This is a genomic window from Bacillus cereus group sp. N24 (genome assembly GCF_016483345.1).
Classification (GTDB): Bacteria; Bacillota; Bacilli; order Bacillales; family Bacillaceae_G; genus Bacillus_A; species Bacillus_A toyonensis.
Map to the genome: position 1 here is coordinate 181,434 of NZ_JAEHCA010000005.1, position 19,329 is coordinate 200,762.

Consider the following 19,329-nt stretch of genomic DNA (forward strand, 5'->3'; position numbering starts at 1 on the left):
GGGGACAGTAAAGTGAAGAAAAATAGACCGAAATACAATCAAATTATTGATGCGGCAGTCATTGTGATTGCAGAGAATGGATACCATCAAGCGCAAGTTTCTAAAATTGCAAAGCAAGCTGGGGTAGCAGATGGCACGATTTATTTATATTTTAAAAATAAAGAAGATATATTAATATCCTTATTCCAAGAGAAGATGGGAGAATTTGTTGAAACAATTCGTCAAAAAACAGCAGGAATTGAAAGCGCTGTAGCGAAGTTATTCATGTTGGTAGAAACGCACTTCTTGCTGTTATCACAAAATGATCCTCTTGCTATCGTTACGCAATTAGAGCTAAGACAGTCCAATCAAGACTTGCGCCTTAAAATAAATGAAGTATTAAAAGGCTACTTACAAGTTATGGATGAAATTTTAGAGACAGGTATAAAGCAAGGTGAGTTTCAGGCGGACTTAAATGTTCGTGTGGCAAGACAAATGATCTTTGGAACAGTAGATGAAGTTGTGACCAATTGGGTAATGAGCGATCATAAGTATGATCTGGTCGCACTTTCAAAAACGGTACATGGGCTACTTATTGCAGCTTGTGGTTATCGTCAATAATGGGAGGGATCATGTTGAAATTCCTATCTGTAAGAGTTGAAGACCATATTGCGGTGGCGACGTTAAATCACGGGCCAGCGAATGCGATGTCTTCACAAGTTATGCATGACGTTACTGAGTTGATTGATCAAGTGGAGAAGGATGATAACATTCGTGTTGTTGTTATTCACGGTGAAGGGCGATTCTTCTCAGCAGGAGCAGATATTAAAGAATTTACATCTGTTACTGAAGCGAAGCAAGCGACAGAATTAGCACAGCTTGGACAAGTTACATTTGAGCGTGTTGAAAAATGTTCAAAACCAGTTATCGCGGCAATTCATGGAGCGGCACTTGGCGGCGGCCTTGAGTTTGCTATGTCTTGCCACATGCGCTTTGTAACTGAAAGTGCAAAACTTGGTTTACCTGAATTAACACTTGGATTAATTCCTGGTTTTGCAGGTACACAGCGCTTACCACGTTATGTTGGGAAAGCGAAAGCTTGTGAAATGATGTTAACGAGTACACCAATTACTGGTGCAGAAGCATTAAAATGGGGACTTGTTAACGGGGTGTTTTCTGAAGAAACACTTTTAGACGATACACTTAAAGTTGCAAAACAAATTGCTGGAAAAAGTCTAGCAACAACTCGTGCTGTGTTAGAGTTATTGCAAACGACAAAATCGTCTCATTATTACGAAGGTGTACAGCGCGAAGCTCAAATCTTCGGTGAAGTATTTACGAGTGAAGATGGAAGAGAAGGTGTAGCAGCGTTTTTAGAAAAACGTAAGCCTTCGTTTAGTGGTAGGTAGTTCAATTATTTTTTTAATATAAATTAACAGAATTTTAAAATTGATAGAATCTTTCTGAAAAATAAGGGGGTAAATGGAATGAACATCTACGTACTCATGAAACGAACATTTGATACAGAAGAAAAAATCGTAATTAAAAACGGTGCAATTTACGATGGCGAAGCGGAATTCATCATCAACCCTTACGATGAATATGCGATTGAAGAAGCAATTCAAGTAAGAGACGCACAAGGTGGAGAAGTTACTGTCGTAACAGTTGGTGGCGAAGATAGTGAGAAAGAACTTCGTACAGCATTAGCGATGGGCTGTGATAAAGCGGTATTAATTAATATTGAAGATGATGTTGAAAATGGCGATCAGTTTACAACAGCAAAAGTACTTGCTGAATATTTAAAAGATAAAGATGCAGATTTAATTTTAGGCGGAAACGTTGCGATTGACGGTGCATCTGGACAAGTTGGTCCACGCGTAGCTGAAGCGCTAAATATTCCGTACGTAACGACAATTACAAAACTTGAGATTGATGGTACAAACGTGAAGATTGAGCGTGACGTTGAAGGTGATACAGAAGTTATTGAAACGTCATTACCAGTTTTAGTAACAGCACAACAAGGTTTAAACGAACCGCGTTATCCATCGCTTCCAGGTATTATGAAAGCGAAGAAAAAGCCACTGGAAGAAGTAGAATTAGATGATTTAGATTTAGAAGAAGATGATGTGGAAGCAAAGACAAAAACAATTGAAATCTATTTGCCTCCTAAGAAAGATGCAGGAAAAGTGTTACAAGGCGAGCTGCAAGATCAAGTAAAAGAACTTGTATCGTTGCTCCATACAGAAGCGAAAGTAATCTAATAAAATACGAAATTATATATGCAGGAGGGAAAATCTATGGCTCGTAAAGTATTAGTAATGGGTGAAGTTCGTGACGGATCGCTACGTAACGTTTCGTTTGAAGCGGTAGCAGCAGCAAAAACAATTGCAGAAGGCGGTGAAGTGGTAGGTCTTCTAGTTGGAGACAGCGTTGCCTCTTTTGCAAATGAATTGATTCATTACGGTGCAGATCGCGTTGTGACAGTTGAAAATGATAAATTAAAATCATATACATCTGATGGTTACGCACAAGCGTTTTTAGCTGTATACGCTGAAGAAAAGCCAGAAGGTATCGTATTTGGACATACAGCACTTGGTAAAGATTTATCACCAAAATTAGCAGCGAAACTTGAAGCTGGTCTAATTTCTGATGTAACTGCTTTAGAAGTTGAAGGTGGAAATGTTATCTTCACTCGCCCGATTTACTCTGGTAAAGCGTTTGAGAAGAAGATTGTAACAGATGGTATCTTATTTGCGACAGTGCGTCCAAATAACATTGCAACTCTTGAAAAAGACGAGTCTCGCACAGGTGACGTGTCTTCTATTACAGTAGATGTGAAAGATTTACGTACAATTATTCAAGATGTTGTCCGTAAAACTGCAGAAGGCGTTGATCTTTCAGAAGCAAAAGTTATTATCGCTGGCGGACGTGGTGTGAAGAGTGAAGATGGATTTAAGCCATTAAAAGAGTTAGCTGATGTACTAGGCGGCGCTGTTGGAGCATCTCGTGGTGCTTGTGACGCTGAGTATTGCGATTACTCATTACAAATTGGTCAAACGGGTAAAGTCGTTACGCCAGATCTATACATTGCATGCGGTATTTCTGGTGCGATTCAGCATTTAGCTGGTATGTCTAACTCAAAAATAATCGTTGCAATTAATAAAGATCCAGAAGCAAGTATTTTCAAAGTAGCTGACTATGGTATTGTTGGTGACTTATTCGAAGTTTTACCTCTTTTAACAGAAGAGTTTAAAAAGTTAAAAGTACATTCATGATTTGAGTACCCTTGAGTTCCAAGTGAAGTACCCCTATATATAGAAAAAGGTGAGGGATCCCCTGTCCCTCACCTTTTTAGTATTTCATCCATATTTTTATATAGTATAAAGGAACATTTTTTTGTTACAATACATAACGATACATATTATTCGCCACGTATATAAGTTAATGATATACTCTTGGTAGAATATACTTGAAGGAGGAAATAAAATGGCAATTATAAACGCAAATGACCAAAGCTTCGCAGCTGAAACTAGCGAAGGTGTTGTATTATTAGATTTCTGGGCACCTTGGTGTGGACCTTGTAAAATGATCGCTCCTGTATTAGAGGAAATCGATTCAGAACTAGGTGAAAAAGTAAAAGTAGTAAAAGTAGACGTTGATGAAAACCAAGAAACTGCTCGTCAATTTGAAGTAATGAGCATTCCAGCTCTTTTCGTATTAAAAGACGGTAAAGTAGTTGATCAAGCGTTAGGTTACAAACCGAAAGAAGCGTTAGTAGAATTAGTTTCTAAACACTTCTAAAAGAAAGAAGCTACCATTTGGTAGCTTTTTTTATTTTCCTTTTTTAAACCTTTCCGTTACAATAAAAGAACGTATGTTGGGTGTTTTGTCATTGTATGTTTTTATTTTGAATTTGCAATGATAAGCATGTAGAAATGGAGGTAGGCGAGTGCACGAACATTTGAAAGAGAAATTAGCTATTTTACCAGATCAACCTGGTTGTTATTTAATGAAAGATAAGCAAGGAACGGTTATATATGTCGGGAAGGCAAAAGTGTTAAAAAATCGTGTGCGCTCGTACTTTACTGGTTCGCATGATGGGAAAACACTTCGGCTTGTAGGAAAAATTGTAGATTTTGAATATATCGTAACCTCTTCAAATTTGGAGGCTCTTATTTTAGAGTTAAATTTAATAAAAAAGTATGATCCAAAATATAATATTCAATTAAAAGATGATAAAACATATCCTTTTATTAAAATTACCGCTGAAAAACAGCCGCGCTTACTCATTACGCGTAACGTAAAAAAGGATAAAGGAAAGTATTTTGGCCCTTATCCGAATGCACAATCAGCTCATGAAACGAAAAAACTATTAGATCGCATGTATCCGCTTCGCAAATGCTCAAACATGCCCGATAAAGTGTGTTTATATTATCATATGGGCCAATGTTTAGCACCTTGTGTGAAAGAAGTGACGGAAGAACAAAATAAAGAAATTGTGGATGAAATTATTAAGTTTTTAAATGGTGGACATAAAGAAATTCGTTCAGAATTAGAAACAAAGATGTATGAGGCTTCAGAGAAACTAGAATTTGAACGTGCGAAAGAATTGCGAGATCAAATTGCTCATATAGATGCAATTATGGAAAAACAAAAGATGATTATGAGTGACTTAGTGGACCGTGATGTATTTGGATATGCAGTTGATAAAGGATGGATGTGCGTTCAAGTTTTCTTCGTTCGAAAAGGAAAGCTAATTGAACGTGATGTTTCTATGTTTCCAATCTATGATGAACCAGAAGAGGGATTTTTAACGTTTATCGGTCAATTTTATGAAAACAGCAGTCATTTTAAACCGAAAGAAATTGTTGTTCCAGGAAGTATAGACTCAGAATTAGTAGAGCGCTTTTTAGAAGTTGAAGCGACGCAGCCGAAACGTGGTAAGAAAAAAGATCTTGTAGAATTAGCAAATAAAAATGCGAAAATTGCACTTGAAGAGAAATTCTACTTAATTGAACGTGATGAAGAGCGAACGATTAAAGCTGTAGATCAGTTAGGAAAGCAGCTCGGGATTGAAACACCGTATCGTATTGAAGCGTTTGATAACTCAAATATTCAAGGAACAAATCCCGTTTCTGCAATGATTGCTTTTATCGATGGGAAACCAGCGAAGAAAGAGTACAGGAAATATAAAATTAAAACGGTTCAAGGACCAGATGATTATGAGTCTATGAGAGAAGTTGTGAGGCGCCGTTATACAAGGGCGCTTAAAGAGAATTTACCATTACCAGATTTAATCATTATTGACGGGGGAAAAGGTCATCTGGCAGCTGTAAGTGATGTTCTAGAAAATGAGCTTGGGTTATATATTCCGATGGCAGGCCTTGTAAAAGATGACAAACATAAAACATCCCATTTAATTATTGGGGATCCACCTGAACCGGTGATACTTGAGAGGAATAGCCAAGAATTTTATTTATTGCAGCGCATTCAAGATGAAGTGCATCGATTTGCGATTACATTCCATCGTCAATTACACGGGAAATCTGTCATTCAATCAGCACTGGACGATATTCCAGGAATCGGTGATAAACGGAAAAAGGTATTGTTAAAACATTTTGGTTCATTAAAGAAGATGAAAGAAGCTTCTGTAGCAGAATTTGTCGAAGCGGGTATGCCGAAAAATGTCGCGGAAACAATTTATACGTATTTAACAGATAAGAAGACGTTGTAGTTTACAACGTCTTCTGTTTTTTGGTATAATTTCTGAAGATTTAAAATAAACTCATCTGAATGAAAATACAAAAAAGTCAACTAAACTTATATGTCTAGTTGACTGTAGGTAAGGCTACACTTCAATGAGATCTTTTATATCCCATTTCACAAGAAATGTAATAGAGTCTGAACGTTTTTTCTTTTCTTCGTATGACTCTGCTACGACGTTTCGTTGCTTCTGAATTTGCTCAGCAATGAATCCAGCTTCTAATTGATAAGAAGAATGTCTGTTTTGTTTTTGACGTTCAGCAATGAGAGTGCCTTTAAGTTGGAACTGCATTTCACGACGTTTATGTTCAATAATACTTAAAGTGCCCCAACCAGCTTTTTCAAAGAACTGAATGACTTCTTCAATTGTTTCTAGCGGATATTTTCTTGCAAGGTTTCTACCGGACCAGTATAAAATACCATCTAAATCGTTACCAATTAAATCAGGTAGTAATTCTTCACGTAGCAATTCATAAGCGAAGGCGTTCAACGAAACATCTTCTAAAGATGTTATATCGATTGTATTTTTGCTCACAATATTCCCCTCTTTCTATAGGGCTTATTATATAACATTTCTCATTTATAAAAACAGATTTTTCTTTAGGAAAATCTGAATATATAAGAAGAAAAAAAGAATTGGCAAATTATATGCAAATTATGTATACGTTTTCTTGACGCTTCGACAAAAATAGGAGTAAAATGAACTTGGTATCAAATTATGCTGAAATATTTCGAATAATTTTTTCAGTTTTTCTTATGCCAATAGTGAAAAAACATTATTGTTGTAAATTAATCTGAAAACAGCAGTCAAACATTCAAGGGGGTAATGGGGACATGAAAGGCCGCGAGTATACGTTTCGTAAGTGGCACTCATTAATGGGGGTCATCCCGGTTGGTGTCTTTTTGACGCAACATCTAATTGTAAACAACTTTGCAACAAGAGGAGCAGAGGCTTTTAACAAAGCTGCAGGCTTTATGGAGCTCCTTCCATTCCGGTATGCGCTAGAAATTTTCATCATCTTTTTACCTATACTGTACCATGCTATATATGGCTTATATATTGCATTTACAGCTAAGAACAATGCGGTATCTTACGGTTATTTCCGTAACTGGATGTTCGTCTTCCAACGAATTTCAGGTATCGTTACGCTGATCTTCATTTCTTGGCACGTCTGGGAAACTCGTATTCAAGCAATGTTAGGTAAAGAGGTAAACTACGATATGATGGCAGATATTTTAAACAATCCAGCTATGTTTGCATTCTATTTAGTTGGTGTTGTTTCAACAATTTTCCACTTTGCAAATGGACTATGGACATTCTGCATTAGCTGGGGAATTACAGTGTCTCCACGTTCACAAAGAATCTCTACTTATGTAACATTAGCTATTTTCTTAGGTCTATCTTATGTAGGTGTGAGTGCATTATTAGCGTTCATCGATCCACAGCTAGCAAACCAGTAAGGAGTGGGAGAGCATGAAAGGGAAACTTATAGTAGTCGGCGGTGGCTTGGCTGGCTTAATGGCAACGATTAAAGCGGCAGAAGCAGGAGTAAATGTTGAACTGTTTTCATTAGTACCAGTAAAACGTTCACATTCTGTATGTGCTCAGGGCGGAATTAACGGTGCCGTAAATACGAAAGGTGAAGGGGATTCTCCATGGATCCACTTTGACGATACAATTTATGGTGGGGATTTCTTAGCGAACCAACCACCAGTTAAAGCAATGTGTGAAGCAGCACCTGGTATTATTCATTTAATGGACCGTATGGGTGTTATGTTCAACCGTACGGAAGAAGGACTTCTTGATTTCCGTCGTTTTGGTGGAACACAACATCACCGTACAGCATTTGCTGGTGCAACAACTGGACAGCAATTACTATACGCATTAGATGAGCAAGTACGTCGTCACGAAGTAGCAGGACTTGTAACGAAATATGAAGGTTGGGATTTCTTACGAGCTGTTGTTGATGATGAAGGTGTGTGCCGAGGAATCGTTGCACAAGACTTACAAACTATGGAGATTAAAAGTTTCCAAGCTGATGCCGTGATTATGGCAACAGGGGGCCCTGGTATCATCTTTGGAAAATCAACTAACTCTATTATCAATACAGGTACAGCAGCGTCTGCTGTATATCAACAAGGTGCATATTATGCGAACGGTGAGTTTATTCAAATCCATCCAACGGCAATTCCTGGAGACGATAAGTTACGTCTTATGAGTGAATCTGCACGTGGTGAAGGTGGGCGTGTTTGGACATATAAAGATGGTAAGCCATGGTACTTCTTAGAAGAGAAATATCCTGCTTACGGAAACCTTGTACCTCGTGATATTGCAACGCGTGAAATCTTTGATGTTTGCGTAGAGCAAAAACTAGGTATTAACGGTGAAAACATGGTGTACCTAGATCTTTCTCATAAAGATCCGAAAGAACTAGATATTAAACTTGGTGGAATTATTGAAATCTATGAGAAGTTTACAGGAGATGATCCTCGTAAACTACCAATGAAAATCTTCCCAGCGGTTCACTATTCAATGGGCGGGCTATGGGTTGATTATAAGCAAATGACAAGCATTCCAGGTTTATTTGCAGCAGGTGAGTGCGATTATTCTATGCACGGTGGTAACCGCCTTGGTGCGAACTCACTATTATCAGCAATTTACGGTGGTATGGTAGCAGGACCGAACGCAATTGAGTATATGAAAGGTCTTTCTAAATCATCTGATGCTGTTTCATCTAGTGTATATGAGCAAAATGAATTAATCGAAACAGAGAAATTTAACAATATTTTAACGCTTGATGGTAACGAAAATGCATATGTTCTTCACAAAGAGCTGGGAGAATGGATGACAGATAACGTTACAGTAGTTCGTGAAAATAAAAAGTTATTAGAAACAGATGCAAAAATTGAAGAGTTAATGGCGCGTTACAAACGCATTAACATTAACGATACAGCAAGATGGAGTAACCAGGGTGCTTCATTTACACGTCAACTTGCAAATATGTTTGAGCTAGCTCGTGTTATTACAATTGGGGCATATAACCGTAATGAAAGCCGCGGAGCGCATTACAAACCGGAATTCCCAAATCGTGATGATGCAAACTTCTTAAAAACTACAATGGCAAAATTTGAGGGAGAAGGAAATGCACCAGCATTCCATTACGAAGAAGTGGATGTTTCATTAATTAAACCACGTAAACGTGACTATTCTTCAAAACATGATGTAGCTGCTAAGGGTGAAGAGAAGGGGGATAAGCAACATGTCTGAGAAAACAATCCGCCTCATCATTACGAGACAAGATGGACCAGATGCACAAGAGTTTGACCAAGAGTTTGAAATTCCATATCGTCCAAATATGAATATTATTTCGGCACTTATGGAAATTCGCCGTAATCCTGTTGATTCAAAAGGGAACCAAACAACTCCGATTGCATGGGATATGAACTGTTTAGAGGAAGTATGTGGCGCTTGCTCGATGGTTATTAACGGAAAACCACGTCAATCATGTACAGCGCTTATTGATCAATTAGAACAGCCAATTCGCTTAAAACCGATGAAGACATTCCCGGTTGTACGTGATTTACAAGTTGACCGTAGTCGTATGTTTAACGCATTAAAACGCGTTAAGGCTTGGATTCCAATCGATGGTACGTATGACCTAGGTCCAGGACCAAGAATGCCGGAGAAGAAACGTCAATGGGCTTATGAGCTTTCAAAATGTATGACATGTGGTGTTTGCTTAGAATCATGTCCAAACGTAAACAGTAAATCTGACTTTATTGGACCAGCACCGTTATCACAAGCTCGTTTATTCAACTCGCATCCAACAGGTGAAATGCACAAAGCAGATCGCTTACGTGCAATTATGGGAGATGGAGGGCTTGCAAACTGTGGTAACTCTCAAAACTGTGTGCAATCATGTCCGAAAGGTATTCCATTAACAACTTCAATCGCAGCATTAAACCGCGATACAACAATTCAATCGTTCAAAGATTTCTTTGGTAGCGATAATAACTATTAATAAATATGCCTCTTCATTTGAAGGGGCAATATTTATAAGGTTATTTTTCAGTTTATTCTGTATATTTGTAATTGAAAAGGAGAGAAAACGATGAAGAGAATTTCTTATATTGAAGACTTTAAGCAATGGGAAAGTGGTTTTTCGTTTTACAATCCTGTAAAAGTTCGTTTCGGTGAAGTAGATATGTTTGGACATGTAAATAATGTCATTGCTTTTACATATTTTGAAGAAGCACGTATCGCATTGTTTAAAGAACTTGGATTTATGCAAGAATGGACAAATGAATCATCAGAAACGATGATCGTTGTTGCAGATTTACAATGTAATTTCATCAAACAAATATATTTTGATGAGCAGTTGAAAGTATATGTAAAGGCAGGAACAGTTGGGAATTCTTCTTTAGATTTGCACTATATGGTCAAAAATGCAGAAGGAGAAGTTTGTTTAGTTGGACGCGGTATGATGGTACAAGCATCGAAAAAAACAGGAAGAGGCGAGCCGTGGCCTGAAGAATGGAAGATGAAATTACTAAAATAATAGAAGAGAATACAAAAATAAGAGAGCGAATCGCTCTCTTATTTTTTATCCTTCATTGCCTCTTCTAATGTTAGATGGTGTTTATATATGTATGTGGCATATGGATTACCAACGTAGCGTAAGTGCCATGGTTCGTATGCGTACTCTGTTGTTTCTGTTTTATCTTCTAAATAACGAATGACAAATCCAAACTCATGGGCGTGTTTTGCAACCCATTTCCCTTCTGTTGTCTCGCCAAAGATTGGTTCTAATTGGAATTTAGCAGATTTTGAGCTAATATCCATTGCTAGACCAGTTTGATGCTCACTTGTTCCCGGAATTGCACTTACCGAATTAGCCTCAGTTTTTCCTTGGCGCTTAATATAGGTATTATGTAATGACTGTTGACGTTTGTAAGAACGGTAACCTGAAACTGCTGTAAGTTCTATCCCCTCGTTTTTCGCTGCTTGGAACATTTTCTCAAGCGCATCTGCAGCATCTTTACGAAGTAATGTTTTCTCTTTATCTTTTGGACTAGTAAATGGTACGTTTGGTTTCTTTAAATCTTCTGGAATATACCCATCTGGTAATTTACGATGTTTATTGACTAATACAAGAGCAGAATCTGGATTTGTTACAACGGAAAAATTATCATCTAGTTTTTTTTCATTATGATCAGCTTTTGGAAAAGCAGGAATCTCTTCTTTTGGATGGTTACTATGTTTTTGACTTTCGACAGCTTTTGCCCCATTTTGTAATGGTGATTCAGAACTGAAATAAGTGAAAGATGTGATACCGATTACAATAGTAGCGGCAGAAATAATTATTATTTTTTTCATGATGCCTTGTAATCACAGTCCTTTCTTAATAAAATATGTATTGTTTTTATTATAAGTTTAGTTTGTTGAAAAAGAAATATAAGAGCCGTAACGTAATGAAAATGCAAAGAAAATGTCAGAAAATGTGTGAAATTGTAGTATTTTTTCATATAATTCATTTCTTATCTTTCATGAATTGAATTTTTTATGTAATATATATACATAAGAAGATGTAGCGATTATCGAGAATAAAGAACTTCTTGTATAGACTAGGAGTGAATGGGAATGGATTTTGCAACAATTATTGGACTCATTTTAGGATTTGTAGCGGTAGTAGTAGGGATGGTCGTCAAGGGCGCTGACGTAACAGCCTTATTGAATCCTGCCGCAGCATTAATTATTTTCATCGGTACATTTGCCGCAGTTTGTATTGCATTTCCGATGAATCAACTAAAAAGGGTTCCAAAATTATTTAAAGTTCTTTTTGGTTCAAATAAAAAGGATTTAAGTTATGAACAGTTGCTAGAATTATTTGTTCATTGGACATCTGAAAGTAGAAAATACGGTATTTTGTCTTTAGAGCAACAATTAGACAAAATTCAAGATGAATTTCTTTTACGTGGTATGAAATTTGTGATTGATGGCGTATCCGCAGAAGATTTAGAGCAGATTTTAGAAGCTGAATTAGAAGCAATTGAAGAAAGGCATGCAAAAGGAGCGGCGATTTTTTCACAAGCTGGTACGTATGCACCGACATTAGGGGTTTTAGGTGCTGTTATTGGTCTTGTAGCTGCGCTTGGTAATTTAACTGATATTGACAAGTTAGGACATGCTATTTCAGGTGCGTTTATTGCAACGATTTTTGGTATTTTTTCAGGTTATGTACTATGGCATCCATTTGCAAATAAGTTAAAGCAAAAATCTGCAGCTGAAATCGAGAAAAAACGTTTAATTATTGATTGTTTATTAATGTTACAAGAAGGTACATATCCGTTTATTATGAAGAACCGTATTTTAGGTGCACTTTCTGCAACTGAGCGTAAAAAGCTAGAAATAGGAGCAGAAAAAAATGCGGAGTAAAAAAAATAGAAGAGGTAAAAAGAAAAAACATGATGAACATATCGATGAAACGTGGTTAATTCCGTATTCTGATATGTTAACGTTGTTATTTGCATTATTCATCGTATTATTCGCAATGAGTAGTATAGATGCTGCGAAGTTTAAACAGATGGCAGTAGCTTTTCGGAGTGAACTAGCAGGTGGAACAGGAAATAAAGAGTTTTTAAGTGATCAGAAGCCGAATGAAGAGAAAGAGTTGTCAGCAAATAGTTTAGAATCTGAGCAGATTAAAAAGAATGCTGAGGCTGAAGTAAAGCAGCAAGAAATGAATGAATTAAAAGCGGTACAAAAAGGTATTGATAAATATATTGAGGAAAAGCAATTATCGTCTTCTTTTAAAACCGATTTAACTGAAAAAGGATTAATGGTAACAATATTAGAAAATGTACTATTCGACTCGGGGAAAGCAGATGTGAAATTAGAATCGTTAGGGATTGCAAAAGAGATGTCTAACCTGCTTGTTTCCGCATCACCTCGTGAGATTACAGTATCTGGTCATACAGATACTGTTCCTATCGCAAATGCTCAGTTTGCATCAAACTGGGAGTTAAGTACACAGCGTGCCGTTAATTTTATGCAGGTATTACTTCAAAATAAAGATTTGCAACCAGGAAAATTTAGTGCAATTGGTTACGGAGAATACCGTTCGATTGCACCAAATGATACACCGGAAGGAAAAGCAAAAAATAGACGTGTAGAAGTGTTTATTTTACCTTTAACGAGAAATATGCAATAAAGAAAGAGGATGGCAAATGCCATCCTCTTTTATTTTGCTTCAAATGATTTTAAGTTGTCACGACGGACTTTATCTTTTTCCGTATCTGATTTTTTGAAATCATAGTCATACAAAGCGCCTTCCCAATCGCCGTACATTGGATTAGGGAAAATGATGAATTTCTCACCAAATTGTGCTTTTGAATCTGCAACTGTTTGATTGCGATCTTTTACCGATTTACCATCAAAACCAGTGAAATCAGATAAGTTATCACCGAAGAATAAGACAATATCATGTGTTTGAGAAACGAGTTCACGGCGTTTCTCTTTCCCTTTTTCTTTCGGATCTTGTAATAATATATGTTCTTTCGTTGCTTGAGGAGCACCTACGCGCTCAAGATTTTTAATAGTTGCATCTAGTTGGTTCGTTTTACGATTTGAGATGTAGTAAATATCTACACCTTTAGACTCTGTATATTTTAAGAAATCAATTGCGCCTGGAAGGGCTTCAGCTTCAGCCTTATTAATCCAATCATCCCATTTGTAAGGATAGCCTTTTCCTGTCTTTACACTCATTGCTTGATGAGGACTGTTGTCTAAAACAGTTTCATCTAAATCAAGTACGATAGCAGGTTTTTTTGCTGTCCCTTTTGCAAGAGCTGCATCCAGCTTCAATTGACCGATATTGTACCCTTGGTAGTAAAGTGCTTTCGTTTCACCAGCTGTTTGATACCATAAATCAGCCATCAATTGCTGTTCTGTTAATTTTACTTTTTCTTCTTTGGCCGCTGTTTTCTCTGTCGTTCCTGAACATGCTACAAGCGATGTAGATAGAACCGCTACAGATAATAAAGTGGTAATGCCCCTCTTCATCTTCATATGTATCCTCCTTGATGTTAGAAAATCATCTTATATTATATATTAAAATATAAAAAATTTTTATGAACATTTGCATATTGTCTTTTGTATATATAGTAGTGTGTCCTATATTAGAAAGATGAGCAAAATAATGATAGTCATTTTGACAGGTTTTATTGTCGTAATGACAATTATAATTGACAAATAAACCTTTGTTATTTACAATTTTAACTAAATAGAACAAATGATGGATTAAAGGTAATGTTATATATAAGAGGATGAAGCGTAGTGCTATATTTTATCCTAAATAAACATAATCTTTGAAAGAGAGTACGAATGATAATAAAGGGGAGGCTTTATACTTTGAGTTTACAAATTCAAAACTTAACGAAACTATTTGGGGAATCAAAAGCAGTTAACGGTTTGCAAATTTCGTTACCAAAAGGTGAAGTGCTAGGATTACTTGGACGAAATGGTGCAGGGAAAACAACTACAATCAAAATGCTTCTCGGATTATTAACGCCTAATGAAGGCTCTATTACATGGGATGGAAAATCATTTGGGACTAGTGGGGTAACGATTGGTTATTTACCAGAAGAAAGAGGTTTATATACAAAAAGTAGAGTAATAGACCAGCTGCGATATTTTGGTAGATTAGAAGGAATGACGAAAAAAGAAGTAGATCTTGCCATTGACCACTGGTTAGAGCGATTAGCAATTCCAGAATACAAATTTAAAACGGCAGGAGAGCTTTCAAAAGGGAATCAGCAAAAAATTCAATTAATTGCTGCTCTTCTTCATAATCCTGAACTTCTCATCTTAGATGAACCGTTTAGCGGACTTGACCCAGTCAATGCTGGGATGTTAGCTAGTATTATTGAAGAACAAGTACAGAGCGGGAAGACAATTATTTTATCCAGTCATCGTATGGAACAAGTAGAAGCTTTTTGCCAACATGTATGTATTTTGAAAAAAGGCGAAGCAGTTGTCAAAGGACAGTTAAGTGATATTAAGAAAGAATATGGTTTCCGTAATTTAACGATTGAAGATACAGCTGAGAATGAAAAGGGATTAGAAGCTATACATGTTTCATATGAAAAACAACAAGGCCTTCTTTATATAAAAGTACAAGACGATGCAGAAGCTCTAAAGATTTTACAACAATTGCAAGAACAAGGTGTTACCTTGCGCCAATTTAAAATGTTAGAGCCGACGTTAAATGAAATCTTTGTAGAGAGGGCGAAATAACGATGCGTAAATTTTCTCATGTATTTTCATTTTATTTTAGAGAAGCGTTTTTATCTAAAAAATCATTAATTACGAGTGCGATATTATTTTTAGTTGTGTTTGGGATTTTTGCATTTAATCATTTTACTTCAGGGAATGATAAAAGTAAGGATAAAGATAAAATTGCAGTTGTAACAGAAAGTTCCACATACAACGTACAAAAAGAAGAGTTAACTAAGCTATTACCATCAGCAAAAATAACGGTTGGTTCAAAAGCAGATTTTGATAAACTGCATAAACAAGTAGAAGACGGTGAGCTGGATGGTTTGTTTCATGTAATAGAAAAGAATGGAGCTCCAGAGGTTACGTATATGTATAATGGATTTCCTAGCCAAGCAACTTCTGCAATCATGGCAAGTTATTTCAAACAACAATATACAATGGTGACAATTGCAAAGCATAATGTTTCACCAGAAATTGCACAGCAATTGCAAACTGAAATTTCAGTGAAACAAGAAGCAATAAAAGATCGCTCTTCTTCTTTCGGAATTGCCTATTTCTTTACATTTGCTTTATATATGTTTATTGTCGCGTTCGGAAATACAATTGCAATGAATATTGCATCAGAAAAGGCGTCACGTGTAATGGAAGTCATGCTGCCGAAAGTAAAACCGCTTACGATGATGTATGCGAAAATATTAGCAGTTGTTTCAACAGCTTTATTACAACTGGTCATATTAGCGTGCGGTTATCTTATTCCTTATTTGTTAGGGTGGGTCGATTTAGAAAACGCCTCATTATTTGGAATTCCAATTGACTTTACAAAATTAGATGCAAAAGTTATAAGTATGTTCCTTGTTTATTTCATTACGGGATATTTACTTTATGCGATGATGTACGCTGCAGCTGGCGCTGTTGTTTCTAAGACGGAGGATTTACAAGCTGTATCTTTCCCGATAATGATTTTAATTATGGCTGCATTCTTCATTAGTATTAAATCATTAAGTGATCCGAATAGTACTATCGTTGTTGTAAGTTCTTACGTTCCGTTCTTTACACCGATGGTTACCTTCTCACGTATTGTAGCCGGTGAAGCAGGCATGTTAGAAATTACGATAACATTAGTAGTCTTATTGGCGACGATTGGTATATTAAACGCTGTTACAAGTCGTATCTATGTAAATGGTGTAATGAATTACTCAGACAAAGTGAAATTTAAAGATTTAGCAAAATTTATTAAGCGTCAATAATGAGAGAAAAGCATGATTTTCTATTGAAATCATGCTTTTTCTTTATGTATAAATTAAAAATAGTATATAATAGTAAGAGTTGTCTTTTAATAGAATGAATACAAAGGAGGGTGTGCAGATGGGAATTAGTAGTCGTTTTACAGTAGGTGTTCATATGTTGACTTTACTTGCGATAGATCGAAACTCTCGCTGTACCTCTGAATGGATTGCTGGTAGTGTGAATACAAATCCAGTTGTGATTCGTCGCATTACAGGAATGTTGAAGAGAGCAGGACTTGTTGATGTACAAGCCGGTAAAGGTGGTACGACACTTGCTCGTGATTTAGAAGAAATTACATTACTTGATGTATATAAAGCAGTGGAAGTTGTAGAAGAAGGACATCTATTTTCCTTCCATGAAAATCCCAACATTGAATGTCCAGTAGGAGCTAATATTCAATCAGTATTAGAAATTATTTTAATGCAAGCGCAAGAAGCGATGGAAAACGTACTTGCAAATGTAACGGTAGAGCAATTAGTTACAAATTTAAAGTCTAAAATAAAAGAATAAAAAAGCGAGCTTCCTCATAATGAGGGCTCGCCTTTTTTTATTCAGAAATATTAAAAATTCTATTTTTCAGTATTTAAAATGAATTTACCTACGATAGCTGCTACGATACCACCAAGAATTGGTGCTACGATGAATACCCATAGTTGAGAAAGTGCTTCTCCACCAACAAATAAAGCTGGTGCGATACTACGAGCAGGGTTAACAGATGTTCCAGTTAAAGGAATTCCTAATAAGTGAATTAAAACTAATGTGAAACCAATTACTAGTCCCGCTAAAGAAGAACTTCCTTTTTTACCTGTTACAGCCATGATAACTAAAATAAATACGAAAGTTAAAACGAACTCAACTAAAAATGCTCCAGATAAACCAAGAGTTCCGAAACCATTTTGTCCTAAATTATCTAAAGGTGTTTTAGCAGAGCGTAAAATCGTTACTAACGTTGCAGTTCCTAATAAACCACCTAAAATTTGAGCTAATACATAATAACAAAGTTCCATAGCGTTCATTCTTTTGTTAATGAACATAGCTACCGATACTGCTGGGTTAATGTGACATCCAGAAATTGTTCCAATGCTATATGCCATAGCTACAATAGATAGACCGAAAGCCATAGCGATCCCTAATGTTCCAATTCCTTCAATACCGCCGCCAGTGACAGCTACTCCAGTTCCGAATAATACAAGTACAAATGTACCAATAAATTCAGCGATTGCTTTTTTTAACATAATTTACCTCCTATTAATGCGCATGAAACGTATTATAACATAGGTTTTAGTATAAACAGCCAATGAAATACTATTCTGATAAGGCGAAATAGGGGGACAATAAAAAAGATATGGTTCTATGAAGAAGAACCATATCTTTTTTTATGCTGACTTTTTCTGTTTAATGACTGGAACAGAACGGTTTAAAATACTATTTGCAACCATTCCTAACATAATAATAATCATTCCAAATAGGGAAAGGCCACCAGGGAATGAACCGTTCAAGAACACAATTTCACCAAGTACTGTAAAGACCATCGTTCCAGCTTGTGTTGCTTCAACGGCACCAAGTAAAGCGAGGTTGTCTTTTGCTAAGTCAGTGGCGAAGAAAAATGTCATTGTTGCAATAACGCCGGAACATAAAGCTAACAAAAACCCTTGCAGCATTTGGCTGGATGTTGGAATACCAGTAGTAGAAAATCCGTATATACCAAGTAAAATTGTAATAGGAAGACTGCCTATTGCCATTCCTAATACACGCTGGAATGTATCAAGACGTCCCCCCACAAGTTCCATCATTTTTCGGTTGCCGAACGGATATAAGAAAGCAGCTAATACGACAGGTAAAAACCCTGAAATGAACTGAGTTATTGTAATGTGTCCAGCTGCAGTTGTTTGCATACAAATTACACCTAGTAAAATAAATAATGCTACATATAAACTACGAAGCGGAATTTTTCCGCGTACAAGTTTTGTACCTGACTTCGTTTCTATTTTTACGAAAAATAGTGGTGATAAAAGTAAACCTGCTAATATCGTAACTTGCCAAGTTCCGGCAACGAGCCAAGCCGGAGAGAAGACAGCTGCGAAACTTAATAAAGAATAGAAACCAATCCCTGCAACGGAACCCCATCCGATCCATGCGAATGGATGTTTTTTTAACTCTGCCCATAACCCACCTAAGTTTTTGCGAAATAAAACGATAAGGAATAAAATAGGGAGAGCGAATAAAAAGCGGAAGGAAGCTGTCCAAGCCCAGCTCGTTCCAGATACATTCATTGCTCTATTAATAATAAAAGTTGCAGAAAAAAAGGCTGATGATAAGAGGCCTAATAATATTGCACGCATTAAATATAACACTCCTTTTGGAAATAAATAATTATGTATAGTATAATATACTTTAAGGTGATAAAAGTAAACTATTTTATACTTTAAGGTGGTTTTGTAGATGAAAGAACATGAAGATATGCAAACGAAAGAAGTCATTCAGCAAGTAGGTCAGCTATTAAGACAAATTCGAAATGAACAAAAATTAAGTTTAGAAGAATTAGCCCAAAAAACAGGAGTTAGTAAATTAACATTAGGGAAAATTGAGAGAGGTGAAACGAATCCAACGTTAGCTGTCATTTGGAAAATAACGAAAGGGTTATCGATACCTTTATCGAGATTAATGGTTGTTGGAGAACCTGTAGCTGTTGCGCGCTGCGGAGAAGGATTTGCAGTAGATGTAGGACAAGCATGGCATTTAGAAACGATGTTCCGTTACACGAAAGAAACAGGAATGGAAATGCACCGTGCTTGTTTAAGAGCGAATAGTATATATGAACCGGAAGCTCATCATGAAGGTGCTATTGAGCTTGTAACGGTAATGAAAGGGAAAGTATCCATTCAAGTGGAGAATGATGTATACGAATTAAACGAGTTCGACTCCATTCAATTTGAAGCGAATAAGAAACATAGCTATAAAAATGAAGAAGATGAAGTGGCTGTATTACATTTAACGATGAAATATTCTTCATGAAAAAATCA

21 protein-coding genes are annotated in these 19,329 nt (G+C 36.4%); 16 read left to right on the forward strand and 5 right to left on the reverse strand.

Annotated elements, in window-relative coordinates:
- Positions 1-12 precede the first annotated feature (12 nt).
- The 6 genes from JDS95_RS10540 (at position 13) to uvrC (ending at position 5,713) form a co-directional block, all read left to right on the forward strand.
- On the forward strand, positions 13-600 hold the full coding sequence (locus tag JDS95_RS10540) for a TetR/AcrR family transcriptional regulator (RefSeq protein WP_000742218.1): 588 nt from the start codon (positions 13-15) through the stop codon (positions 598-600).
- An 11-nt stretch (positions 601-611) separates the two neighbouring features.
- Entirely contained in the window at positions 612-1,388 is a 777-nt protein-coding gene (locus tag JDS95_RS10545) for an enoyl-CoA hydratase (protein WP_000911298.1), read from the forward strand.
- 78 nt (positions 1,389-1,466) lie between these two features.
- Positions 1,467-2,240 (forward strand): electron transfer flavoprotein subunit beta, encoded by a 774-nt coding sequence (gene etfB / locus JDS95_RS10550; RefSeq protein ID WP_001029031.1) that lies wholly within the window; start codon positions 1,467-1,469, stop codon positions 2,238-2,240.
- Positions 2,241-2,276: 36 nt separating this feature from the next.
- Complete coding sequence (gene etfA / locus JDS95_RS10555) at positions 2,277-3,254, forward strand: electron transfer flavoprotein subunit alpha (RefSeq protein ID WP_000101960.1); 978 nt, start codon at positions 2,277-2,279, stop codon at positions 3,252-3,254.
- A 211-nt stretch (positions 3,255-3,465) separates the two neighbouring features.
- Positions 3,466-3,780 carry a thioredoxin gene (trxA, locus tag JDS95_RS10560; protein ID WP_000974757.1) on the forward strand — a complete coding sequence of 105 codons (315 nt, stop codon included), beginning with the start codon at positions 3,466-3,468 and terminating at the stop codon, positions 3,778-3,780.
- Between the two features lie 148 nt (positions 3,781-3,928).
- The gene (gene uvrC / locus JDS95_RS10565) at positions 3,929-5,713 is read left to right on the forward strand and encodes an excinuclease ABC subunit C (protein WP_199690455.1); all 1,785 of its coding nucleotides are present in this window, start codon (positions 3,929-3,931) and stop codon (positions 5,711-5,713) included.
- A gap of 114 nt (positions 5,714-5,827) precedes the next feature.
- Here the strand turns inward: uvrC and JDS95_RS10570 are convergent, their stop codons facing one another.
- On the reverse strand, positions 5,828-6,277 hold the full coding sequence (locus tag JDS95_RS10570) for a YslB family protein (protein WP_000042215.1): 450 nt from the start codon (positions 6,275-6,277) through the stop codon (positions 5,828-5,830).
- Positions 6,278-6,576: 299 nt separating this feature from the next.
- Between JDS95_RS10570 and sdhC the strand changes: the two genes are divergently transcribed.
- The 4 genes from sdhC (at position 6,577) to JDS95_RS10590 (ending at position 10,301) form a co-directional block, all read left to right on the forward strand.
- A complete protein-coding gene (gene sdhC, locus JDS95_RS10575; protein ID WP_000678354.1) occupies positions 6,577-7,203 on the forward strand; it encodes a succinate dehydrogenase cytochrome B558 in 627 nt (208 codons plus the stop codon).
- Between the two features lie 13 nt (positions 7,204-7,216).
- Entirely contained in the window at positions 7,217-9,010 is a 1,794-nt protein-coding gene (sdhA, locus tag JDS95_RS10580; RefSeq protein ID WP_000676745.1) for a succinate dehydrogenase flavoprotein subunit, read from the forward strand.
- A complete protein-coding gene (gene sdhB, locus JDS95_RS10585) occupies positions 9,003-9,764 on the forward strand; it encodes a succinate dehydrogenase iron-sulfur subunit (RefSeq protein WP_001291830.1) in 762 nt (253 codons plus the stop codon). The genes sdhA and sdhB overlap by 8 nt, the downstream gene beginning before the upstream one ends.
- 90 nt (positions 9,765-9,854) lie before the next feature.
- A complete protein-coding gene (locus JDS95_RS10590) occupies positions 9,855-10,301 on the forward strand; it encodes an acyl-CoA thioesterase (protein WP_000822754.1) in 447 nt (148 codons plus the stop codon).
- A 38-nt stretch (positions 10,302-10,339) separates the two neighbouring features.
- On the opposite strand, the gene JDS95_RS10595 is transcribed toward JDS95_RS10590, so the two are convergent.
- Complete coding sequence (locus tag JDS95_RS10595; protein ID WP_199690457.1) at positions 10,340-11,119, reverse strand: M15 family metallopeptidase; 780 nt, start codon at positions 11,117-11,119, stop codon at positions 10,340-10,342.
- Positions 11,120-11,383: 264 nt separating this feature from the next.
- Here JDS95_RS10595 and motA point away from each other — a divergent pair, with 264 nt between their 5' ends.
- Together motA and motB are read left to right on the forward strand one after the other, a co-directional pair.
- Positions 11,384-12,178 (forward strand): flagellar motor stator protein MotA, encoded by a 795-nt coding sequence (gene motA, locus JDS95_RS10600; RefSeq protein ID WP_000344856.1) that lies wholly within the window; start codon positions 11,384-11,386, stop codon positions 12,176-12,178.
- The gene (gene motB, locus JDS95_RS10605; RefSeq protein WP_001256738.1) at positions 12,168-12,953 is read left to right on the forward strand and encodes a flagellar motor protein MotB; all 786 of its coding nucleotides are present in this window, start codon (positions 12,168-12,170) and stop codon (positions 12,951-12,953) included. Before motA ends, motB begins: the two co-directional genes overlap by 11 nt.
- Positions 12,954-12,982: 29 nt before the next feature.
- Here the strand turns inward: motB and JDS95_RS10610 are convergent, their stop codons facing one another.
- On the reverse strand, positions 12,983-13,810 hold the full coding sequence (locus JDS95_RS10610) for a 5'-nucleotidase, lipoprotein e(P4) family (RefSeq protein ID WP_000782780.1): 828 nt from the start codon (positions 13,808-13,810) through the stop codon (positions 12,983-12,985).
- A 342-nt stretch (positions 13,811-14,152) separates the two neighbouring features.
- Between JDS95_RS10610 and JDS95_RS10615 the strand changes: the two genes are divergently transcribed.
- From JDS95_RS10615 to JDS95_RS10625, 3 genes are all read left to right on the forward strand, one after another.
- Positions 14,153-15,037, forward strand: a complete 885-nt coding sequence (locus tag JDS95_RS10615) for an ABC transporter ATP-binding protein (RefSeq protein ID WP_000058105.1) — start codon at positions 14,153-14,155, stop codon at positions 15,035-15,037.
- Positions 15,038-15,039: 2 nt separating this feature from the next.
- On the forward strand, positions 15,040-16,266 hold the full coding sequence (locus JDS95_RS10620) for an ABC transporter permease (RefSeq protein ID WP_001224992.1): 1,227 nt from the start codon (positions 15,040-15,042) through the stop codon (positions 16,264-16,266).
- A gap of 118 nt (positions 16,267-16,384) precedes the next feature.
- Positions 16,385-16,816 carry an Rrf2 family transcriptional regulator gene (locus tag JDS95_RS10625; protein WP_000512996.1) on the forward strand — a complete coding sequence of 144 codons (432 nt, stop codon included), beginning with the start codon at positions 16,385-16,387 and terminating at the stop codon, positions 16,814-16,816.
- A gap of 59 nt (positions 16,817-16,875) precedes the next feature.
- Here JDS95_RS10625 and JDS95_RS10630 read toward each other — a convergent pair whose 3' ends face one another.
- Complete coding sequence (locus JDS95_RS10630; RefSeq protein ID WP_000913214.1) at positions 16,876-17,541, reverse strand: aquaporin; 666 nt, start codon at positions 17,539-17,541, stop codon at positions 16,876-16,878.
- Between the two features lie 141 nt (positions 17,542-17,682).
- The gene (locus JDS95_RS10635) at positions 17,683-18,648 is read right to left on the reverse strand and encodes a DMT family transporter (RefSeq protein ID WP_001201643.1); all 966 of its coding nucleotides are present in this window, start codon (positions 18,646-18,648) and stop codon (positions 17,683-17,685) included.
- Between the two features lie 100 nt (positions 18,649-18,748).
- Between JDS95_RS10635 and JDS95_RS10640 the strand changes: the two genes are divergently transcribed.
- On the forward strand, positions 18,749-19,321 hold the full coding sequence (locus JDS95_RS10640) for a helix-turn-helix domain-containing protein (RefSeq protein ID WP_000658048.1): 573 nt from the start codon (positions 18,749-18,751) through the stop codon (positions 19,319-19,321).
- The last annotated feature ends 8 nt before the right edge of the window (positions 19,322-19,329 follow it).